Genomic DNA, 20241 nt, shown 5'->3' on the forward strand with positions numbered 1-20241 from the left:
GGGCGGGCGGGTGTCGCACTCGCGCCGGGCTGCCGGGCAGACCGTTCCGGCGGAAGCCTTTGGCGAATCTGTGCGCCGACGCGGCGGCAGCCATGTCGTGGCTCCTCTTCGGTCTGATCCAGGCCTGCCCTCCTGCGGGCTCGATGGGGCATGTCTGACCGGAGAACGGCTTCGCCTCGATCGTCCTCCCGCAACGGCCTCGCGCGACTTTCTTCCCCTGACGCTGCGCGCCATTCCTCGCGGGGCAAGAAAGCCGCTTCCAGCCGTCCTCCATTGCATTGCGGCCCCTAAGGACCACCCCAGCGCGCAAGCGCGCCGGGGACCCCGGTGGGGTGCGGTCCGATCGTCCCCGGTCCTGTCGACAGCCATCGAGGTCGCGAAGGGCGCGGCCCGAAACAGCAAAGGAACGGCACCATGGCTACCATCGGCACCTTCACCTCCACCACCACCGGCTTCACCGGCTCGATCAAGACCCTCACCCTCAACGTCAAGGCCCGCCTCGAGCGCATCGAAAACCCCTCCGACAAGGGCCCCCACTTCCGCATCTACTCCGGCGCCGTCGAACTCGGTGCGGCCTGGCAGAAGCACTCCGAGCAGAGCGGCCGCGACTACCTCTCGGTCAAGCTTGACGACCCGAGCTTCCCGGCGCCGATCTACGCCACCCTGGTCGAGGTCGAAGGCGAACAAGGCCTCCAGCTGATCTGGTCCCGGCCGAACCGGGACTGATCTTCCGCCACCCCGGCCCCGCCATACGGCGGGGCCATTTCCATGTCGGTCGGACCTGCGCCCGCGAGGCCGGGGGCATTCGCGGTTGCCGCCGGCGTGGCGTGTCATCCTGTCGGGCAGGTTCTCTCAGCCGGGAGCCCGCGTCTCCCGGAGGGCGCGGCACCGTGGAGCCAGGCCGTCTTTCTCTCTGGGGCGACAAGCATACCGTCAGTCGGCCCGCCGCAAGGACGGGCGGTACCCCCAATTTTGTCGCCGGGCGCATGCGCGCCCATCGACAAAATCGGCTCCCCCACCCGCCGGCTCCGCCGGTTGCTGACGCAATCCTTGCCCCGGACCTCCAACGACCGGTGGCGGCCTCCCGTCATCGAGACATTGGAGGTTCACATGAACAACGCTTTCGACATCTACGCAGAGATCGGCGAGCTGCGTGCGGAGCTCGCGGAATGCATCCTCACCCGCAAGGAACGCGCCGAGACGCAGGCACGTCTCGACCAACTGCTCGCTGAGGCGGATCGGCGGCGCGAGGCCGAGGAGGCGTGAGCCTCCTCTTCGCATGTCGACGACGGCAGTGTTACCGTTCGCGGTCGGAGGGCTTCAACCGTTGAGCGCGTCCTTCACGGCCTTCGCGGGTGTGAAGCGCAGCTTCTTCGAAGCCGCGATCTTGATTGTCGCACCCGTCGAGGGGTTGCGACCCTCACGCGCCGGGGTCGCCTTCACCTTGAACTTCCCGAAGCCCCGGGACATTGGTTTCACCGCCGCTCTTGGCCGCCTCGGCGATCTGCTTGAACACGCTATCGACGATCGTCTTGGCCTGAGCCTTGGTCAGGTTCTGGTCGGCGGCGATCTTGTCGGCGATTTCAGCGGTGGTGGCCATGGGGGCGTTCCTCGGTGATGTCGTTTGTCGTCGAATCTGTGTGTATGCGCCCGATCGTGGCGCGAGCGGCATCGGGCGTTCGCATCGTGACCACGTCAAGGCCCGCTGCAGTTCTGCGTCAACGGGCTTAGCGCCGTATCACCGGATCGGTCGACGGCAGGTGCCAGCTGCAGGAGAGCGGCGGTACGGGTGTCGTTCGAGGATCAGGGCCATGTGTCGGGGCTTCGGCCCGAGCGGCGCAATCCCGCTCTCTCGCGATGGCGTCCTGGGCCAGCCCCGGATCTTCCACGATCAACCCATGAAGGGTCCGCTAGCAAGCTGCGGCCGCTTGGCCAAGGCCTGCGCGGTGATCGCGACCGGGGCCGACCCTTCGAGGAGCCATCGAGCGGGAATTCCCCCGCTCCGGATGGATCCTCACGACGATGTCCGATCTCAGCCTCGCGCAAGACCACGCCTTCCAGCTCGCCCGCACCCTCATGGTCCCGGTCACGCTCTTCAAGTCCGGCGATCAGTACGGCGCCCTGCCGAGCGACGAACTCGACGCCAACGACGACCTTGAGCCGATCCACGAATTCGATCCGCACGAGCGCGGGCCAGCTCATTGAGCCGGCACCCCGTTGCCGGACCCGCCCGGCCACCCGTCCGTCGCCTCGGCTCGCTGTTCGGCCGACATCGCTATCGGACGGGGAGCGCTGGCATTTCACCACGGCCCGTGTGCCAGATCCAACTATCCATCTCCGGGCGCGATGCGATCATCTCATCGAGCGCTTCCTGATAGGCGTCGTCCGCATTCGCCGGCACGACGAAGAGGGCGAGCGGCCGTGGCCGGTGCTGCAGCAACAGCGCTGCCACGATCGGCTGATCCGCGGGAGAGGCAAAACGCAGGCCCTTGATGCTCTGCTCGCGCGCCTTCGCCAGCGCTTCGACAAGGCGCAGCTCCTGGGCGGATTCGTAGGGGATCCAGTTCTCCGCCACGACCATCAGCGCGATCTCCTCGACGATCGCGAGACCGGCGGCATTCAGCCCGAAGGTCGCGATTGCGATCAGATGCGAGGTATCGTTCGCCGCCCATAGCGCGAGCTCCGCCTCGAAGCGCGCTTGCACGCGAACCCAGGCACGATCGTCGAGCAGGAACGGGAAGCCCGGCAGGTGCTTGATGACGAGCCGGTGGCCGCCGCGCGCCGCCTGGAATTCCTTGACCTCGCCGACCAACACCATGAGCTTTCGCGGGCCGGTCTTCTGCGGCTGGATGTCACTCAGCGCGGTCGCCCGCCGTTGCTCGATCGCGTCCTTCTGCTCGGCGCGGAAGGACTCCGGAACGAGAAGCACGTCACTCAGTGGCGCGCCCTTCACCAGCATCGTCTTCGCCGCTTCGAGCAGGTGCCAGCGAATATTCCACCAGTGGCGCCTGCCGGCCCAGGCGGAGGTCCATTTGGTCAGGCCGGCTTCGTTCCAGAGCAGATGTAGCAGCGCCCGGAGCGACAGCCGGCGCGCCTCGCTCTTCACCGAAGTCGATTCCAACGCGGCAGGCATCGCCGCCGCCCGGCTGCCGGTCCGCGTCAGGCTGAACTCCAGTCGCAACGCCGCCATCCCGCTTTCGGGATCAAGCCGGATCGCACTGCCCATGAGTGGACCGAGACCCGAGAGATCGACAGGCGGCTCATAGGAGTCGCAGTCTGGATCGTGCTGGCCGCCCGAGAGCGGCATGCGCTTGATCACATGCTGCTCGCCGATCGCGGCGACATACATCGGAATGCCCGGCTGGCGGCATAGACACAGCGGGCGAATGTGATCGCGATAAGCCGCCGCGATCGCGTCCTTCAGGGCGGGATCACCCTCCGTTGTGATGGTGCCTGCAATCTCGTACCGGCGCATCCACGTCCTCCTGGCGCGTCACCGGCGTTCCGCTTGCGCGATTGGCGACTGGACTTATGCGAACATCGAGGCCGCCCGCTGCAAGTTAGGCCGCGGCGCGGAGGCGGCGCCGGTCGAAACAGGCTGCCTTCCTGCGCTCATTGCCTACACAGGCAGTTTCCGCGAGCGCGCTTCACGCGCGATCGTGCGTTGAGCCCGGTTCTTCTTGGCGATGGCCGAACTCAAATCGTCATAGTCGACTCCGCCTCTCTGCAGAGCGCGGCGGGCATCTTCGACCTCGAAGCCGAGAAGCTCGAACACCGACATGTGCAGACTGGCGGCGAGGCGCTCGATCGTCTTCAGCGTCGGGTTCCCGGCTCCGCGGAGCATTTGGTAGTAGGTTTGACGCGCGAGCCCCGTCTTCGGCAGAAGCTTCTCCATGCCGCCGTTCTCGATCTCGAGCTGCTGCAGGCGAATCGCGATCATTTCGTTGAGGATCGAATGATCGAGGGGCTGGGGCTTGCGAACGGGCATCTGGTTCCCAGGACAGGTTGGCGATCACGATTCCCAGGACCCTATATCAGCGTCTAACATCTAAGATAATAGACATTTGCAATTTGATCCAAATACGGCTTGCGGCGTCGCCCTGCTCGTATTCAGGCCGATGTCGCCCGGCCCAAGCGACAGGGCGGATTCCGGTGGGGCGCCTTCATATCGGTGGCAGTCGCCCAATCTGCTGCAGATGCTCGTACAGGATGCGGTCGATCACGCGCAGCGGCTGCGTCCGCTCCTCGGCGGCCATCTGGCGAAGGACGAGATCGATCGCGTCCGGCAAGCGCAGCGCATAGGGCCGGGACGACGACCGCTCGCCATAAGCCTCGAACGGGTTCCGCTCTGGCTTCGCTCGCGCGGGCCGCCGGGCCGGTGCTGCGGCTTCCCGCGGCCGAGGCGGAAACGCGCTGCGAGGACTACCGTTGGCGGAGTCGTCATAGGCAGGCGTTACGACCACAGGTTTCGGGTCAGCCGCGACGGGCCCGGACGAAGCAACGCGCTGCGATCTGAAGGCGTCGCGGGGGAGGGGCGGCCTGTCCGGCTTGCTGCTAGTGTCGGAACCGCCCATGTCAGGCCGCCGCCTCGTCCGGCGCTGTACCCTGACTGGCAGCGAGCAGCTCACGCACGACCTGGTCGGCATTGTAACGCGCCTTCCGAACGGGCTCGTCGCCATCGCTCATCTGATAGAGCGTGCCGTGGCCGCTGGTCATCGTGCGATAGGTCACACGGCGATAAAGTGCGTTCGAGCAGATCGGCACCTGTTCGGCATCGAGATAGCCGATGACCTCGCGCAGTGGTCGCGTGTTGCGGTCGAGACTGTCATACTCGTTGAACAGCACGCGATGCTGACTCATCGGTAGAGCCGATGCCGCTGCATGCTGTTCGAGATTGCGGATGGTGCGCACGACCTGCGACGCATCGAAAGTGTGGACCTTGCACGGCAGGACCACAAGATCGGCCCGCAGTGTCGATTGGATCAGGACGTTGCCATAATAGCCGGGCGTGTCGATGACCACGACGTCATAGCGCTCGCCATTTTCGATCGCCGCGAAAAGCTCCGCTTCGTTCGCCGCCCGGATCAGATCGATCCCCTCCGGCTTCATCCCTCGTGCGATGCTCGACGCGTGCCATTGATAGGACGATCCTTGCGGATCCGCGTCGATGATCGCCACCGCATAGCCGTGGCGGGCAAACTCTCCAGCGAGGATGATCGAAACGGTCGTCTTGCCGCTTCCGCCCTTTGGGTTGGCGACTGCGAAGATGCTCGGCATCGGTGCTCCACGGGCCTTCGGGCTCTCTTGGTCAATGTACATTATAATAGATATTAGACAATAGCGTTTCGAGGTAAGGCGGTTTCTCGCGATTGCCGAACTATGCGATTGCGCTAAGGCCGTCAGGCGTGATTGCAGCACTTCGATATGACGTCATTCCGTGAATGCCGGACGTTGGCGGTGCCGCAATTCGGTCTTGCCGTGACGCCGGAAGACCGAAATGAGGCAGGGTGGCATTCGGGCTATGCTGCATCCGCGGAATGCAACGCTCCTTCGGTATATCATTATGATAATGCTGTGATGTGGCGTTCCGCAGGTCGCGAAATGCGATGGTGCGGTAATAACGTTCTTATGCATGACCGAGTCATCGAAAAAGCGAATTGCGGTAATCCCGCATGCCGGAACAGCGGCCCTTGGCGCGATGCGACGGGCCGCGAGGCCGTGAGGTGGCGCAATGCCGGGTGGTCGAGAGTTAGGGTTAGTGATCCGTCTATTATAATAGATATTGGTTGACAAGATACCTGTTTGTGGGCCACAAACAGGGGGGCGGCTGCGGGACGCAGCCGGGCGCTGACGCGCTATCGGCCGGGAAAGGGGAGCGGAATGGCGGGAGCTGCTGCCGGTCGGAGAGGCAAGCCGAGGCTGCGGACCGAGCTCTCAACGGCCGATGAGCAGCGGCTGCTGGACGCGGTGGTCCTGTTCGGCCTGCCGAAGGCGGAGGTGGTCCGCCGCCTGATCCGGGCCTCGGTGCAGGCCGGGCCGGCACTATCGGCGGAGAATACGGAGGCGGTTGTTGCTTTGGCACAGCAGGTCCGGATGGTCGGCCGTAATCTCTCGCAGGTGCTGAAGGCGATCCATCGCGGCAAGGCCGTCGACATGGAGGACACCGAGGCGATCTGGCGCGGCTTGCACGAGGCGATCGCTGCGATCGATGGCGAGCTCACCGAAATGACGGTCGCTTATGGTTCGAAGCTCCGGCGCCAGGCGAAGCTCACACTATCGACCGACGAGCGCCCGGCATGAACCGAAAGGCTCAGATCTCGCGCTGGAGCCAGCAGGCTGAGCTGATTGTTCAGCGGGTGGCTCAATCTCAGCAATGGCGGCGCCCCGGCGCAATCAGCGGTGTCGAGGATGAGGCCTTCGGCCGGCGAGGCGCCCTCACGTTGACACCGGCGATGCCTTCGTCGCGGACGGCCGTCCACGGCGTGACGGTGCCGGGCGCCCGGGACGAGGAGAAGTTGCGACAGCTCCCGGAAACCTCCGGCGGTAGCGGAGCGCCGCTGCCGGGCTCGCGGCCTTCAGCCAAGGCCGCTCCGATCGTCGGCGGTCTGGGCTCAGGCGGCGGAGCGCTCGGCCGGGCCCGGCAACTCGCGGCGGGCTATCAACCTGCGGTGATCAAGGTGGTGTCCTACGCGCACGGCGCGACGCGGGCGACGGCGACCGGTCAATATGTGCTGCGCGAGGATGTTCCGCTTGAAACGCATGACGGCCGCATGTTGGTCGATCGCACGGCCGTCGCGGACGAAATCCGAGCCTGGTCCAGCTCGTTTTCGAAGCGAGCGGAAAGTCAGGATGTGGGCGCGATGCGCCTGACCTTGCAGGGCGTGCGCGATACGCCCGAGGGCCGGCAGGCTTATGAGAAAGCGATCGCCGCGGGATTCGTCGGACACCGCCATGCGCATCGTCTCGAAACAACGCCGGAGGGGATGCTGGAGGCGCAGCTCGTCGTTGCCATGGCCGGGGCGGCGAAGGAGCGGTTCCGGCTGCGCGACCAGCGCGGTCCCGATGACGGTAGTCGGAGCCAGCGTTGTTTCGATCGGGCCTCCGAAGCGCACATCAGGGAGCGGATCTCCCAGGCCTCAGGGATCCCGCCGGAAGCGATCGGGGTCGTGGCCGGCGCCAGCAACCATGGCCGCGATGGTGTGACCTACCGGCTAAACCGGTTGATCGAGAAGGGTCATGCGATCGACGATCGCGGCCGGACAATCGGCAATGCTGCGGACACACGCATGGCTGCCCGCGAGTGGGGACCGACGCTGCGATCGCAATCGCCGCGCGACACCATGCATCTGATCATCTCGGCCAAGGCTGGCACGGATGCCGCGGCGCTGACGCGAGCGGCGCGCGCATTTCTTCAGGATCGCTTCGCCGACCACAAATTCATGTTCGGCGTCCACACGGACAAGGAGGCGGAGGGGCATATCCACGCCCACGCCGTCATCGCGGTAAAGAGCGAATCTGGGCAGAAGCTGCATCCGAGTCGGGAGACCTTCGCCGAATGGCGTCAGGTCTATGCCCAGCATGCGCAGGCCGAGGGCCTGAAGATCGTGGCGACCTCGGCGCGAGAGCGCGCTTCGTCGCAGAGCTATGGCCCGAAGGACAAGGCGATCGTCGCGACGGCCGAGCGTCCTCGCCCGCGCAGAGAAGCGCGTGACCGGGCCTATGCGGCCGATCCGGCCAATCGGAAGCTGATAGACAATGCCCGGCATCGCATCCGGGTCGCTCGGGCCAATCCGATCCGCTTGCCAATGACATCGGTCGCACGGCGCGCCGTTGTAGAGGGCCTCGATGCGTGGAAGGCTGTCGCGTCGGCGCAACCGGGCAACGTCGTCGTCCGAAAGATGGTCGAGCGCCTCTCTATGGCCCAGGCCGTCGGCGCGATTCTGCAGACGATCGGCCGTCGGGTCGATCAGCTCACCAGGGAGAACCCCGACATGCCTGTGACCTCCGAGCAGATGGCCAAGGATCTCCGCCGCATGAACGAAGCGGTGTCGCGGACCAGCGACCTGCTCGAGGGCGAGACGAAGAAGCAATTCCGGGAGGCGTCTGCGCGCTATCTGGAGACTCTGGCGAATCGCGTCGATCTGCAGCGGGCACAGGAGCGCGGCGTCACTCACATGACGCGTGCTGAGGTCGAGGCGATCGTCGGCCCGAATGCCGATCGGCTGATCGAGCGGGCGAATACCTTACGGGATCGCGAAGATCGCGAGGCCGCTGCGGCCCAGCGCGTGGCAGATCGCTCGGTGGAAGTTGGTCGGCGAGGGGAAGCGACAGCCAGTCTCGATCCGACCTCGCAACGCGATCTCCGTGTAGAGCGCACCGTAACCGCCGGGACCGAGAAATTGGCAGCGCGGGAGGCGCGGGAAGCGGCGGCGACCGCTGAGGCGGCGCACGCGCTGGCGCAACACCCAGCTCAGCCGTTGTCGCCGGCGCTGCTTCAGACCGATGCGCTGGCGCGCCTGCGAGCTGAGCAGGAACAGATCATCCGCGAGATCGAGGCGAGCGAGCGCGTCGAATCTCAGTCGAGTAGGGGCCAGCGCATGACGCCCAATCGTAGGTGAGCTCCTCGTTAGCGCAGGATCCTCTCGCGCATGGCTATCGCGATAGCATGCGCCTTGGTCACAGCTCCGAGCTTCTCGCGGGCCGACAGAATGTGTTTGGTCACGGTCGGTTTCGAGATGCCAAGAATGACTGAGATTTCCCATTCGGATTTACCCTCAGCCGACCATAGCAAGCAGTCATACTCGCGAGCTGTGACTTTCCTGCTCAAGGCCGCTGCACTTCTACCCGAAGTGCGTCGACTAAGCACGTGACCCACGAAAAGGGAGGTTGCAAAGGCGAGTGCCGAGCGTTCCTCTCCTGCCAGTTTAAAAGATTGCCCGCCAAACGAAATCGCGGCGTGCGATTGATCTAGGGTCGTTACCGATACGACATAGCCATCAATGAGGCCGAATTCGGCTGCTTCACCTCGAAGAATCTTGGCTCTGCGGGTAGTCGCGTAGGACCCATAGCATTCGGCCCAGCTGAAAGGATCCCGGTTGCGCTGCAGTCGGCGGACGATTGGATCGCAATAAAGGTAGTTCTGCTCAATGTACCGAGCAGACCACTCCTCAGGAAGGTGCCGCACGATGACACGGGACTCGATCTCTGCTTCGCTATGACTCTGTGCAATTTCTGGGATTAGACCACCGAACGCCGATGAAAGGCCGAATTCATTCGTAATCTTGAGCAACGATAATCTCAGCTCGATATCGTTGGCAGCGCGCCCCATTTGTTCAACGAATGACCACGTCCTAGACGTTTTGAGCATCTCGAAAATTGTCGTTGTTCAAGAAAGACTCACTGCTCGACGGCAGTGAAGGTGGACGCATGTTTTCCAGCCGCAATTGCTGCAGTAAGGGAATGTGCCGCGAAGTTGGCCGCACTGCCAAGCCGTCGATTTGTTACAGATTGTTTCATGTGTGGATGCCCCCTGCGGGTCAAGGCGATTCTGCAGCGCTGTTGTCGAGAGCACGGGTGCGGTCATGTGCCCGGCCTCTTATGCAGCCAGGCTGGCTGCGGGCCCCGATGAGTTACGTGGTGCAGGCGCCTAATCAGACTTGCGCGCTATGGCTGCGCGGGGGCTGTATCGGTCTGGCCTGCATCCGGCTCGCCGGTCTCTCAACTCATCGCCGCTTCAGCACCTTGGCCCTGCCGGCCGCGGTCGCCGGGCAGCTCTTTTAGCAGCCGGTCAGGTGGCTGCTGGTGCCCTGTAATTTCCTCCCTTTGCGAGCAGCGCCCAGGCGACCTGAACCGCCCCGGCTTCGCCGGAGGCCGTTTGGTTTGAGTCAGGCTGCGATGGCTGGCTCGTCCAGCATCGCGTAATAGCGTTCCTCGGCTTCGGCCGGTGGGATGTTGCCGATGGGCTCCAGCAGCCGGCGATGGTTGAACCAGTCGACCCAGGTCAGGGTCGCGAACTCCACGGCTTCGAAGGATCGCCATGGCCCGCGCCGATGGATCAGCTCGGCTTTGTAGAGTCCGTTGATCGTCTCGGCGAGAGCGTTGTCATAGCTGTCGCCCACACTGCCGACGGAGGGCTCGATGCCCGCTTCGGCCAGGCGCTCGGTGTAGCGGATGCTGACATACTGGGCGGATTCAACCGGTCGTCGCAACACCCAGAGATTGGAGGTTGTGACGATGTCTGGTCGACGAGCATCGGATCGATGCACACGGCGGAAGTTGAGCTCGCCTGGGAGGCCACCTGCTTGGCAGCGTGAGCATTATCGCCGCTTCTGGCAGGCTGTTGCGCGCGGACGTACAAGCGAGCAGGCGGCCGCCGACGCCGGCATTTCGGTGCCGCTGGGGCCGCGCTGGTTTCGGAGTTCGGGAGGGATGCCACCAACCCACCTTGCCCCTTCTGCGCCAGCGCCGACCGGAAGATATCTGTCCTTCGGCGAGCGTGAGGAGATAGCGATCGAGCTGGCCAAGGGAACAGCGATCCGCGCGGTCGCACGGAAGCTGGGGCGCTCGGCCAGCACGATCTCGCGGGAGGTGCGCCGCAACGCTGCCACGCGCGGTGGCAAGCTTGATTATCGCGCCATCGCTGCACAGTGGCATGCCGACCGCGCGGCACGGCGGCCGCGCCCGGGCAAGCTGGCCAGCAGCCCGGCTCTACGCGCCTATGTCGAGCAGCATCTCTCGGGACAGGTGACGAACGTCGATGGCGCCGGCTTCGCTGGCCCCAAGGTGATATGGAAGAAGCGTCGCGCCGTACTCCGGCAGAGCCGGCGCTGGTCGACCGCGTGGAGCCCCGAGCAGATCGCCCACCGACTTCAGATCGATTACCCGGAAGATCCCAGCATGCGCATCAGCCACGAGGCGATCTACCAGTCCCTGTATATCCAGGGTCGCGGTTCATTGCGCCGGGAGCTGACGGCTTGCTTGCGCTCGGGTCGAGCTCTGCGTGTTCCGCGCGAGCGGACCCGCGGCCGTGGAAAGGCCTTTGTGGGCGATGCCATCATGATCAGTGAACGGCCACCGGCGGTCGAAGACCGAGCGATCCCGGGCCATTGGGAAGGCGATCTCATCCTGGGCCTGCACAGCTCGGCGATCGGCACTCTCGTCGAACGCAGCTCGCGCTTCACGATGCTCCTGCACCTGCCGCGCCAAGAAGGATATCAGCGTGGACAGCGGGTCAAGAACGGCCCACCGCTTGCCGGACACGGTGCTGAAGCCGTTCGCACGGCGATCGTCCAATCCATGAGCGAACTGCCCGCGACGCTTCGTCAATCGCTAACCTGGGACCAGGGAGCCGAGATGGCTCAGCACGCACGGCTCCGCATCGAGAGCGGGCTGGAAGTCTACTTCTGCGATCCGCAAAGCCCATGGCAGCGCGGCTCGAACGAAAACACCAACGGCCTTCTGCGGCAGTACTTCCCGAAAGGCACCGATCTCAGCCGGCACTCAACCGGGGAGCTGGCTGCCGTCGCTCACGCTATGAACACCCGGCCCCGCAAAACGCTCGGATGGAAAACACCGATCGAAGTGCTCGATCAGTTTCTCGCTCAGCGGTATGATGCCGGTGTTGCGACGACCGGTTGAATCCGCCCTGCGAACCGCGATCCGAATGATGCACCAGCCCACCGCGGTGCACAGGTCGGCGCTCGTGCAGGGCCTGCTCCAACGCGTCGAGCACGAAGCTCGCATGGGCCGTCCGCGACACCCTCCAACCGACGATCCGGCGAGCATAGGCATCGATCACGAAGGCGACGTAGACGAAGCCCGACCAGGTGCTGACATAGGTGAAATCCGAGACCCACAGCATGTTCGGCGCCGGCGCGTGGAACACCCGGTTGACATGGTCCAGCGGGCACAGGGCGGCCTTGTCCTGGACGGTCGTGCGGATCGGCTTGCCGCGAATGACGCCTTGCAGACCGAGATCAGCCATCAGGCGTTCGACCGTGCAGCGGGCGACGTCGAACCCCTCGCGCAACATCTGCCGCCAGACCTTGCGCGCGCCGTAGACCTCGAAGTTCTCGCCGAACACACGCTCGATCTGAGGCTTCAGCTCCAGGTCTCGCTTCGCCCGAGCCGAGAGCTTCCCGGGATCGGTCCGCTTGGCGACATGCTCATGATAGGTTGACGGGGCGATCGGCAACACCTTGCAGATCGGCTCGACCCCATGGGCCCCGCGGTGGTCGTCGATGAAGCCGATCATGACCGGTGTCGGCGGTCGAGCTCCGCCTGGGCAAAATACGCCGATGCCTTGCGCAGGATCTCATTGGCTTGCCGAAGCTCCCGGTTCTCGCGTTCGAGAGCCTTGAGCCTGGCCGCCATGTCCGTCGTCAGCCCGGGCTTGCGGCCGCTGTCGACCTCGGCCTTCTTCACCCACTCGTTCAGCGTCTGCGCCGTGCAGCCGATTTTGCCCGAAATCGACATGATCGCCGCCCAGCGCGACGGATGCTCGGCCTCGTGATCCAGCACCATCCGCACCGCACGGGCACGCACATCAGGCGAGAACTTGTTCGTCGTCTTGCTCGTCATAGCCCCATCCTCTCAGGAGTTGATGGAGTGGATGCCCCTCCTGCCGGCGCTTACGCGTGTCAGACATGGAGGCCTGCGGGTTGGCCGCAGTGGGAGGCGAACATGAACGACGTCACCATCATCGGTATCGACCTTGCCAAGCGGGTCTTCCACGCGCACGGCGCTTTTGCTGACGGCTCTGTCGCCTTTCGGAAAAAGCTATCGCGACCGCAGGTGCTTCCGTTTCTCGCGCAACAGCATCGCTGCATCGTCGCGATGGAAGCATGCGCAACTGCTCATGAATGGGGCCGTGCGATCCAGGAACTCGGTCACGACGTGCGGCTGATCTCACCAGCCTACGTCAAGCCGTTCGTGAAGCGGCAGAAGAACGACACGGCGGACGCAGAAGCCATTGCCGAGGCCGCCGCACGGCCGACCATGCGGTTCGTCGTCGTGAAGACCGAAGAGCAACAGGCCAGATCAATGGTGTTCCGAACCCGGGATCTGCTCGTGCGGCAACGGACGCAGTTGATCAACGCCCTGCGGGGCCATCTGGCAGAACATGGGATTATCGCTCCCCATGGCCCGGCTCATGTGAAGGTTCTAGCAGCCGCGATCAGTGACGCCAGCAGATCGCTGCCGGAGCTGGTACGCGATATCGGCGCTATTTACCTCGACCAGATCGCTCTGTTGGACGGCAAGATTGCGGAGCTGGAGAAAGTTCTTCGCCGTGAAGCGCAAAGCGGCACCGAAACCTGCCGTCTTCAGACCATGCCAGGGATTGGGCCGATCACAGCGATGGCGATCGAAGCCTTCGCTCCGCCAATGACTATCTTCAAGCGTGGCCGCGGCTTCGCCGCCTGGCTCGGCCTAGTCCCAGTGCAACATTCCACTGGCGGCAAGCAGCGCCTCGGCCGGACGTCGAAGATGGGCCAGCGAGACATCCGTCGGCTCCTCATTATTGGCGCCATGGCTGTCATCCGGTGGGCGTCGCGTCGAGGAGCGCGTGCCGGGTCGTGGCTACAGCGCATGATTGAGCGAAAGCCCCTCATGTTGGTCGCCCTGGCGCTGGCCAATAAGATGGCCCGCGCCATCTGGGCCATGCTGACGAAACAAGAGGACTATCGGGATCCGGGAGCCGCGACCGTCTGATCGAACGATGAGGCGCCAACGCATCCGGATGGTAGGCATGTGAGGAGGTCACGAACGTCAAGGGCAAGCGATCGGTCTGATCGGGATCAGGAAAAGCACAGAGGCCCCAAGAGCGAAAAGCTCGCCGAGTTGATCTGCACCGGATCCGCGTATCTCCATGACGGCCAGCGGCACTCCTGAGCACCGCACCACAAGGCCTGACACATGACCGCACCCGATCACATGCCGTCGCCGTTCAAAAACCGCTTGCATGAAACGGGGCATCCACACATGGGGCCTCCGACAAACCCGGGGCGTGTGTGGATGCCCCCGGCTTTGCAAGGGGATTCTTCGGACGGATCTTGGCAGCCAGGCACTTCTATCGGTCGTGTGTCAGGCCTTTGATCGTGGCTATCCGCCACGTGGCCGGTATGCAGTTCGATGGATGGGGTCCACATCGGTTCAGAGAGCTTTGATGCTCGAGCCCCGGGACTGGTTTTCCCTATCCTGAACTTGGAAGTCCTTGGCCTGCATAGGTCGTCAGTCGATCTCCTTGCCGAGGCCTTGCGGGCCCCGAGGCGTTCACCACGATCCTTCCATCGAAGGCCGCCGCTCACGCCATCCTGTAATTCTGTTCCCTCGTCATCATCGCCCAGATGTTGCGCGCCATCTTGTTGGCCAAGGCGACGGCTGCCACCATCCTGGGCTTTCGCGCTACCATCCTGCCAAGCCAGTTGTCCGGCATGACGCCTTTGCGGATGATCCACCGAATCCGGCTCATCGCTCCGACAATCAGCAGCTTGCGGATGTCGGTCTGCCCCATCTTGCTGACGCCGCCATGGAGGATCTTGCCGCCCGTCGATCGCTGCCGCGGCACGAGGCCGAGCCAGGCGGCGAAGTTCCGGCCGCTGGCGAAGGCGCGCAGATCTGGCGCGAAGGCCATGATGGCGCCGGCCGTGACCGGCCCGACGCCTGGAACAGTGCACAGGCGGCGCGTCTCGACCTGCTCCTCGCTTGCTGCCCTGAGGCCAGATGCGAGCTCTTCGATCCGATCGCCGAGCACATCGATCTGATCAAGATAGAGCCGGGCGACCTCCTTGACCGTATCGGGAAGCCCCTCCGCTTCGCCATTCTCCAGCAAGCCGACGACCTCTCTCAGGTGCACGGGCCCTTGGGCGACGACGATCCCGAACTCCGCCAGATGGCCGCGCAGGGCGTTGATCAGCTGCGTACGCTGCCGGACGAAGCACTGATGCGTGCGGAAAGCGACGGCCCGCGCCTGATGCTCGGCGCTCTTCACAGCGACGTAGTGAATGTTTGGCCGCAGAACAGCTTCCGCGATCGCAGCCGCGTCAGCTGCATCGTTCTTCTGTCGCTTGACGAAGGGCTTCACGTAGATCGGCGGGAGCAGCCGGACGTCATGGCCGTGGCCTTGCGCCAGACGGCCCCAGTAGTGGCTTGTCGCACAGGCCTCCATGGCCACGACACAAGGGGCCTGCGACCGCAGCATCTGCATCAGCTTGGCGCGCGACACCGTGCGGTTGAATAGAACCGCCCCGCCTCGTGCCGTCGCGCAGACCTGGAAGCTTCGCTTGGCGAGATCGATCGCCAGAACATGGACGTCGGACATCGGCTCCTCCTTCGACCGCGCCTTGTTGGCGCTCGCAGGCACCTTACGATGCCGGCCGGAGGGGGCATCCACCCCATCAGTTCACGCACTGGTTGACTCCGAGCAATTGCGTTGAGGCCAGTGACGCGGGCGCACTCTGCGACAAAATGCGGGATGTGGTCCTTTCGCTCTATCACGGTGATCGCGGACGCTGAATCTGAATGATGCGGCGCTACGTCACCAATGCCAATCTGCTTTGATGGGGATTTGCGATGCGCGTGCTGGATGTGGTGTCGACCCGCTGGTCAGGATAAGCTCTGCGCACTGCGTTCGGCGGCCGCGCAGATCATCGTCGCCGAATATATTAGCGGTCTGCCGCTGCTCAATGCTGTCCTGTACGGGCAGCCGGAGCTTCATGTCGGGCGCGGCAAGGTGCACGTTGCAGGCCATACGCTGGCGGGAGGAACCCCGGGGCAGCGCGTATGGTGGTCGACAGAGTCGTGGGGATCGGGCTTAAGGACGATCTGACGGTCGAGCAGGAGCATGAATGAGGGGGTTCTGTTCGGTCGGGGGATTGGTAATAGATGGCCTGCAATACACTGCTGCTCCAGCACGATGTCCGGTGCGTGACGGTCCCGCTCAACATCGCCATGGTGGATGATTTCAAGAGTGCAGAGGCGATCAGCCCCTTTGTGGCCTCTCGCCTGGATGCCGAGTTCATAGATCGATTGCCTGAGCTGAAACTCATCACAATCGGTTCGGCGGGATATGACCATATCGACCTAGCAGCCTGCCGCGAGCGTGGCGTCGTCATTGCAAATGTGCCGGATTGCGGGGATGCGACGGCCGCCCAACACGCCTTCGCGCTGCTTTTGGCGCTGGCGCGCAACATCGTGGAGAGCGTCGCGCTCACGCGGCGCGGCGGCTTCTCAATGGCCGGCACGCGCGGCCTCGAATTGCGTGACAAGGTCATCGCGGTTGTCGGGACAGGTTACATCGGGCGCCGTACGATCGAGATCGCGCGCGGGTTCGGCATGCGTGTCGTCGCCTTCGATCAGGTCCAGGACGCGGCTGCCGCGACACGGCTAGGCTTCACCTATGGGCCGCTCGACGAGGTCCTGGCGCAGGCCGATGTGGAAACGCTGCATGTGCCGTCATCGCCATCGACGGTGGGACTGATCGGCGAGCGGCAATTCGCGGCGATGAAGGATCGCGCCATCCTCATCAATACGGCGCGCGGCAATGTGGTCGACTCCGAAGCGCTGGTCCGGGCGCTGGCGAACGGCAAGCTGCGCGCGGCCGGCCTCGACGTGCTGCCGCAGGAGCCGCTGATCCGCGAGGAAGCCGAGATCTTTCGCCAGGACAAGACGGTCGATGCGTCTGATCTCAAGGCGCCGGTCGCCAATCACGTGCTGCTTCGATTCCCCAACGTCCTGGTCACGCCGCACAATGCCTACAACACCGACGCGGCCCTGGCGCGCATCATGGAGACCACAATCGCCAACATCGAAGGCTTTGCGGCTGATCGCCCCATCAACCTGGTCGAGGCTGCTTGAGATGTGCCTGTCCGCAGAGGTCAGTCTCGCCGCCGCGGCCGTCCTCATCCCGGCCGGAGCCGTCGCCGCCTCATCGGCTTGGCGGCGGGATCGCCGCTACCTGATGATCGCGACGCTGCCTTTTCTGTTCGGCCTGCAACAATTGGTGGAAGGACTGGTCTGGATCGAGGGTCGCGCCGGCAACACGCACCATGTCGCTCAGTATTCACTCCTCTACATGTTCTTCACATGGATTGCTTGGCCGATCTGGGTGCCAGTCTCGGCGTATTTTCTCGAGCGCGGCGCGCGGCGCAATATCATCCTTCTGTTCGTCATCGCCGGAGCGATGCTCGGCGGCCTGCAGTTCGTTCCGTACTTTGTCCATGATGGCTGGCTAACCACGACGTTGCTGCGCTGGGCGGTCCGCTACCAGGACATCAATCTGCTCGACGGGCTTGTCTCGCGGATCGTGACCTATGCGATCTATGTCACCGTGGTCATCGTGCCGTTCCTGCTGGTGCGCGACTGGAAGATCAAGACATTCGGCTTACTCGTCGCCGGCGTCCTCATCGTCACCTACGTGTTCTTCTCTTACGCCTACATCTCGGTGTTCTGCTTTGGCGGCGCGGTTATCTCCGCGTATCTCCTGGCGCTGATCTGGCGCATGCGTGCCACGCCCGCTCCGGTGTAATCGCCCGGGCACTCAACCTTGCCAGAGCGATCGCGCCAAGCGCGCGACGCGCAGACAAAGCCAGATCGCGAGAGCGAAGCCGATCAGAGCCGCCGCTGGCATCCCCAGCACGTGGGGGCCGGCATTTACTTGCGCCAGCAGGGCGGACGCGACCAGCAGGCCAGCCGACAGGAGCGCGAGCGCCAGGAGCCCCGCGCGGCGATCCAGCCTCCGCTCGATTTCCTCCGAATGCGCGATGCGCAGCCCGAGAGCAGGTTCCTTCCCGTATTGATGGGCGCGATGCAGCAGCGAAGCAAGCAACGCAGGCAGATCCTGGGCCGAGAGCGCGAGCTCGGTCTTGAGGCGCGTCATGGCAGCGCGCTCGGGCCTGCCGCCCAGCGTATCGGCGATCGCGGCTTCACCGTTGGCGATGAGGTTATCGAGCACGTTGAAGTCCGGGTCCAGCCGGCGCAGGCAACCCTCGATCAGAAAGAGCGCGCGGACGAGGACCATGAGGTTGTAAGGCATCGCGACATGGGCGCCGTCGCCGAGCCGCATCACTCTCAGAAAGGCGTCGGCGATCGACCAATCCTTGAGGGGAAGCGATGAATAGTCGCTGAGAATCTCTTCAATACCGGGGGCGAAAAGCGCTCGATCGGCTGTGCGGTCGATCCGCGAGAGCTTGATGGCGGCGTCGAGCATCCAGCCAGCGTCCTGCTGAACGAAGGCCTGCAGGAATAGTCCGAGATTGCGCCTTGTGGTGCGGTCGAGATTGCCGACAAGGCCGAAATCGTGAAAGCAGATCCGGCCGTCTTCCATCAGGAAGAGGTTGCCGGGATGAGGGTCGCCGTGAAAAAGCCCGCTCTTCAGCAACTGCTCGAGATAGAAATCGACGAGTACGCCCGCGATGCGGGGACCGTCCTGCACTACGGCCGGATCCTCGATCGATCGGCCGTGGCTCAAAACCTGTACGAGGATCGACTCCCTGCATAGCGCTTCGATCGCTTCTGGCACATAGACGTCGTTCCGCTGCTTATAGGCCTCACAGAAGCGCCGGATATTGCGCGCTTCCTGCAGAAGATCGGTTTCGCGCCTGAGATTGGTCCAGATCTCGCGGGCGAGGCGCTCGAGTTGTAAGCGCCGGAGGCTCGGGATCGCCGTTCCGGCGAGCCGGGCGACGGCAACGAGAATGCGCATGTCACCATCAATGCGCTCGCGCATGTGCGGACGCCGGATCTTGACGATGACGTCCTTGCCGTCGGGCAGGGCGGCGTGATGAACCTGCGCGATCGACGCGGCGGCAAACGGCTCGTTGTCGAAGGACCGGAACACGTCGCCGAGCGGGCGAGCCAGCGCGTGTGCGAGTTCCGCTTCCGCCTCTTGCGCGGAGAAGGGCCGGGCGTGTTCGCGGAGCTCGCGTAGCTGCCGCAGATATGGCTCCGGGAACAGATCGGGCCGCATGCTGAGGGCCTGTCCGATCTTGATGAAGCTGCCGCCGAGATCATCGAGCGTCCGCCGCAGTCGGGCTGGCAGGGCCGAGGCTTCGGCGCCGACTCCGCGTCGACGCTCGGCTAGATACAGCAGGACAAGCGAGGCGGCCGCAGCAAGGATCTTGACGAACCGGAAGTTCACGTCGGCGGCCCCGCTTGATGACCGATGCCGCCCATGGCCTCAGAAGAACCGCTGGCGGATGCCGAGCGAAGCGTTCGTGCGCGCGATGGACGCGTGGGCGTCGGGTTCGAGGCCGGTGAGCGCGCGAATCGCGTCGATCGTCTCGGGAATGACGATCGCCTGGTTGTCCACCATATAGGCGTAGAAAAGCTCGTCACCTTCGGTGCGCAGCATGTCCTCCCACAGCGCCACTTCGTAAAGATTGTCGCGGGGTCGGTCGAGATCGGCCATGAGTTCCTTGACCGTGTTGATGGCACCGAGCCCATCCGTGGTCCGGATCAAAGCAATGCGTGAAGACCATCGGAAGGCCTGAAGCACCTCCTCTTTGTCGGCCGGTCGTGTCAGCTGGACCGACCAGTAATGGAGATGCGCAAGCGTCTCCGGCACCTTCACCGCCATGGTGACGACATCGAGCTCAGGATCGACGCTTTGGACGTCGGGCCCCTGATGGCTCGGGATCTTCGGCTCGGGTACGAGCGTGTTCATGATGCCGCCGGCATCGCTTTCCCAGGGATCGGTGGCGCGCCTCAGCAGGGTTCCGCGCGCGCGCTTCAGGAAACCAGCTCGCTTGAGCGCCGAGAGCGTGCGGACGATGGATGTGGTGTTGCAGGACACGACGCGTGTCGACTCGCGACCGATGGCGCTTGCGAAGGAGCTTTCGGCAACGAACGAATGTCCGGTCACGGCGTGCTTTTCGCCGCCATGCAGGATGAACTTGATACGCCGAGAACGGTAGCGCTCGACATTGGCGGCGCCGATATGCTTGGGCGTGCAATCGATGATGACGTCGGCCTGCTCGAGAAGCGCATCGAGGGGACCGGCGACCGTGAGGCCGGCTGCCGTCATCGCCCCGTGCGCCTCATCGGTGGCCGCATAGAGCGCGATTTTCTTCTGATCCAGCGAACGCAGGCGCCAATCGCTGGCGACGTCGCAGACGCCGACGAGTTCCATGTCATCCTGAAGGCGCACGGCGTCGGCCACGCGCTTGCCGATCACGCCGAATCCGTTCACCGCGACGCGGACGGAGCTCTCCTGTGTCATTGCAGGTATTCCTCGACGGGTTGCGG

General features: G+C 64.1%; 17 protein-coding genes, 3 pseudogenes and 1 other annotated feature. Of the genes and pseudogenes, 9 read left to right on the forward strand and 11 right to left on the reverse strand.

Translation table 11 applies throughout. The annotated features are described in order from the left end of the window. Positions 1-414 precede the first annotated feature (414 nt). Together IED13_RS17035 and IED13_RS17040 are read left to right on the forward strand one after the other, a co-directional pair. Positions 415-726: a DUF736 domain-containing protein gene (locus IED13_RS17035; RefSeq protein WP_089172869.1), complete on the forward strand. Its 312-nt coding sequence runs from the start codon at positions 415-417 to the stop codon at positions 724-726. A gap of 384 nt (positions 727-1110) precedes the next feature. Then, the gene (locus IED13_RS17040; RefSeq protein WP_157732863.1) at positions 1111-1266 is read left to right on the forward strand and encodes a hypothetical protein; all 156 of its coding nucleotides are present in this window, start codon (positions 1111-1113) and stop codon (positions 1264-1266) included. A 54-nt stretch (positions 1267-1320) separates the two neighbouring features. Here the strand turns inward: IED13_RS17040 and IED13_RS17045 are convergent. After that, a pseudogene (locus tag IED13_RS17045) lies at positions 1321-1600 on the reverse strand (HU family DNA-binding protein). 422 nt (positions 1601-2022) lie between these two features. On the opposite strand from IED13_RS17045, the gene IED13_RS17050 reads away from it, so the two are divergent. Beyond that, entirely contained in the window at positions 2023-2205 is a 183-nt protein-coding gene (locus tag IED13_RS17050; protein ID WP_089172870.1) for a hypothetical protein, read from the forward strand. 70 nt (positions 2206-2275) lie between these two features. Here the strand turns inward: IED13_RS17050 and IED13_RS17055 are convergent, their stop codons facing one another. The 4 genes from IED13_RS17055 to IED13_RS17070 all read right to left on the reverse strand — a co-directional run bounded on the left by IED13_RS17055 (position 2276) and on the right by IED13_RS17070 (position 5277). Next, on the reverse strand, positions 2276-3475 hold the full coding sequence (locus IED13_RS17055; RefSeq protein WP_089172871.1) for a DUF1173 domain-containing protein: 1200 nt from the start codon (positions 3473-3475) through the stop codon (positions 2276-2278). A gap of 144 nt (positions 3476-3619) precedes the next feature. Then, entirely contained in the window at positions 3620-3988 is a 369-nt protein-coding gene (locus tag IED13_RS17060) for a transcriptional regulator (protein WP_089172872.1), read from the reverse strand. Between the two features lie 175 nt (positions 3989-4163). After that, the gene (locus tag IED13_RS29370; protein WP_089172873.1) at positions 4164-4574 is read right to left on the reverse strand and encodes a hypothetical protein; all 411 of its coding nucleotides are present in this window, start codon (positions 4572-4574) and stop codon (positions 4164-4166) included. A 1-nt stretch (position 4575) separates the two neighbouring features. Further along, positions 4576-5277: a ParA family protein gene (locus IED13_RS17070; protein ID WP_089172874.1), complete on the reverse strand. Its 702-nt coding sequence runs from the start codon at positions 5275-5277 to the stop codon at positions 4576-4578. A 603-nt stretch (positions 5278-5880) separates the two neighbouring features. Between IED13_RS17070 and IED13_RS17075 the strand changes: the two genes are divergently transcribed. Both IED13_RS17075 and IED13_RS17080 read left to right on the forward strand, forming a co-directional pair. Continuing rightward, entirely contained in the window at positions 5881-6300 is a 420-nt protein-coding gene (locus IED13_RS17075; RefSeq protein ID WP_191124836.1) for a hypothetical protein, read from the forward strand. Beyond that, on the forward strand, positions 6297-8618 hold the full coding sequence (locus tag IED13_RS17080; protein ID WP_191124837.1) for a relaxase/mobilization nuclease domain-containing protein: 2322 nt from the start codon (positions 6297-6299) through the stop codon (positions 8616-8618). The genes IED13_RS17075 and IED13_RS17080 overlap by 4 nt, the downstream gene beginning before the upstream one ends. An 8-nt stretch (positions 8619-8626) precedes the next feature. Here IED13_RS17080 and IED13_RS17085 read toward each other — a convergent pair whose 3' ends face one another. Together IED13_RS17085 and IED13_RS17090 are read right to left on the reverse strand one after the other, a co-directional pair. Further along, positions 8627-9289 (reverse strand): helix-turn-helix transcriptional regulator, encoded by a 663-nt coding sequence (locus tag IED13_RS17085; RefSeq protein WP_248312631.1) that lies wholly within the window; start codon positions 9287-9289, stop codon positions 8627-8629. Between the two features lie 595 nt (positions 9290-9884). Then, positions 9885-10187, reverse strand: a pseudogene (locus IED13_RS17090) (integrase core domain-containing protein); the annotation flags it as partial. A gap of 46 nt (positions 10188-10233) precedes the next feature. On the opposite strand from IED13_RS17090, the gene IED13_RS17095 reads away from it, so the two are divergent. Beyond that, on the forward strand, positions 10234-11637 hold the full coding sequence (locus tag IED13_RS17095; RefSeq protein WP_210323647.1) for an IS30 family transposase: 1404 nt from the start codon (positions 10234-10236) through the stop codon (positions 11635-11637). A gap of 7 nt (positions 11638-11644) precedes the next feature. On the opposite strand, the pseudogene IED13_RS17100 reads toward IED13_RS17095, so the two are convergent. Then, positions 11645-12579: pseudogene (locus IED13_RS17100) on the reverse strand (IS3 family transposase); the annotation flags it as partial. Beyond that, positions 12179-12295 (reverse strand) — a sequence feature (AL1L pseudoknot). Its footprint overlaps the pseudogene before it by 117 nt. Before the next feature lie 102 nt (positions 12580-12681). Here IED13_RS17100 and IED13_RS17105 point away from each other — a divergent pair. Further along, entirely contained in the window at positions 12682-13710 is a 1029-nt protein-coding gene (locus IED13_RS17105; protein ID WP_191124840.1) for an IS110 family RNA-guided transposase, read from the forward strand. A gap of 592 nt (positions 13711-14302) precedes the next feature. On the opposite strand, the gene IED13_RS17110 is transcribed toward IED13_RS17105, so the two are convergent. Beyond that, entirely contained in the window at positions 14303-15319 is a 1017-nt protein-coding gene (locus IED13_RS17110; RefSeq protein ID WP_191124841.1) for an IS110 family RNA-guided transposase, read from the reverse strand. Between the two features lie 563 nt (positions 15320-15882). Between IED13_RS17110 and IED13_RS17115 the strand changes: the two genes are divergently transcribed. Both IED13_RS17115 and IED13_RS17120 read left to right on the forward strand, forming a co-directional pair. Continuing rightward, positions 15883-16854, forward strand: coding sequence for an NAD(P)-dependent oxidoreductase (locus tag IED13_RS17115; RefSeq protein WP_191124842.1), 972 nt, complete (start codon positions 15883-15885; stop codon positions 16852-16854). 1 nt (position 16855) lies between these two features. After that, complete coding sequence (locus IED13_RS17120; protein WP_191124843.1) at positions 16856-17524, forward strand: DUF6629 family protein; 669 nt, start codon at positions 16856-16858, stop codon at positions 17522-17524. A gap of 12 nt (positions 17525-17536) precedes the next feature. Here the strand turns inward: IED13_RS17120 and IED13_RS17125 are convergent, their stop codons facing one another. Then, positions 17537-18964 carry an ABC1 kinase family protein gene (locus IED13_RS17125; protein WP_210323648.1) on the reverse strand — a complete coding sequence of 476 codons (1428 nt, stop codon included), beginning with the start codon at positions 18962-18964 and terminating at the stop codon, positions 17537-17539. A 210-nt stretch (positions 18965-19174) separates the two neighbouring features. Beyond that, positions 19175-20215, reverse strand: coding sequence for a type II glyceraldehyde-3-phosphate dehydrogenase (locus IED13_RS17130; RefSeq protein WP_191124845.1), 1041 nt, complete (start codon positions 20213-20215; stop codon positions 19175-19177). Between the last annotated feature and the right edge of the window lie 26 nt (positions 20216-20241).

The organism is Allobosea spartocytisi (assembly GCF_014764685.1).
GTDB lineage: Bacteria > Pseudomonadota > Alphaproteobacteria > Rhizobiales > Beijerinckiaceae > Allobosea > Allobosea spartocytisi.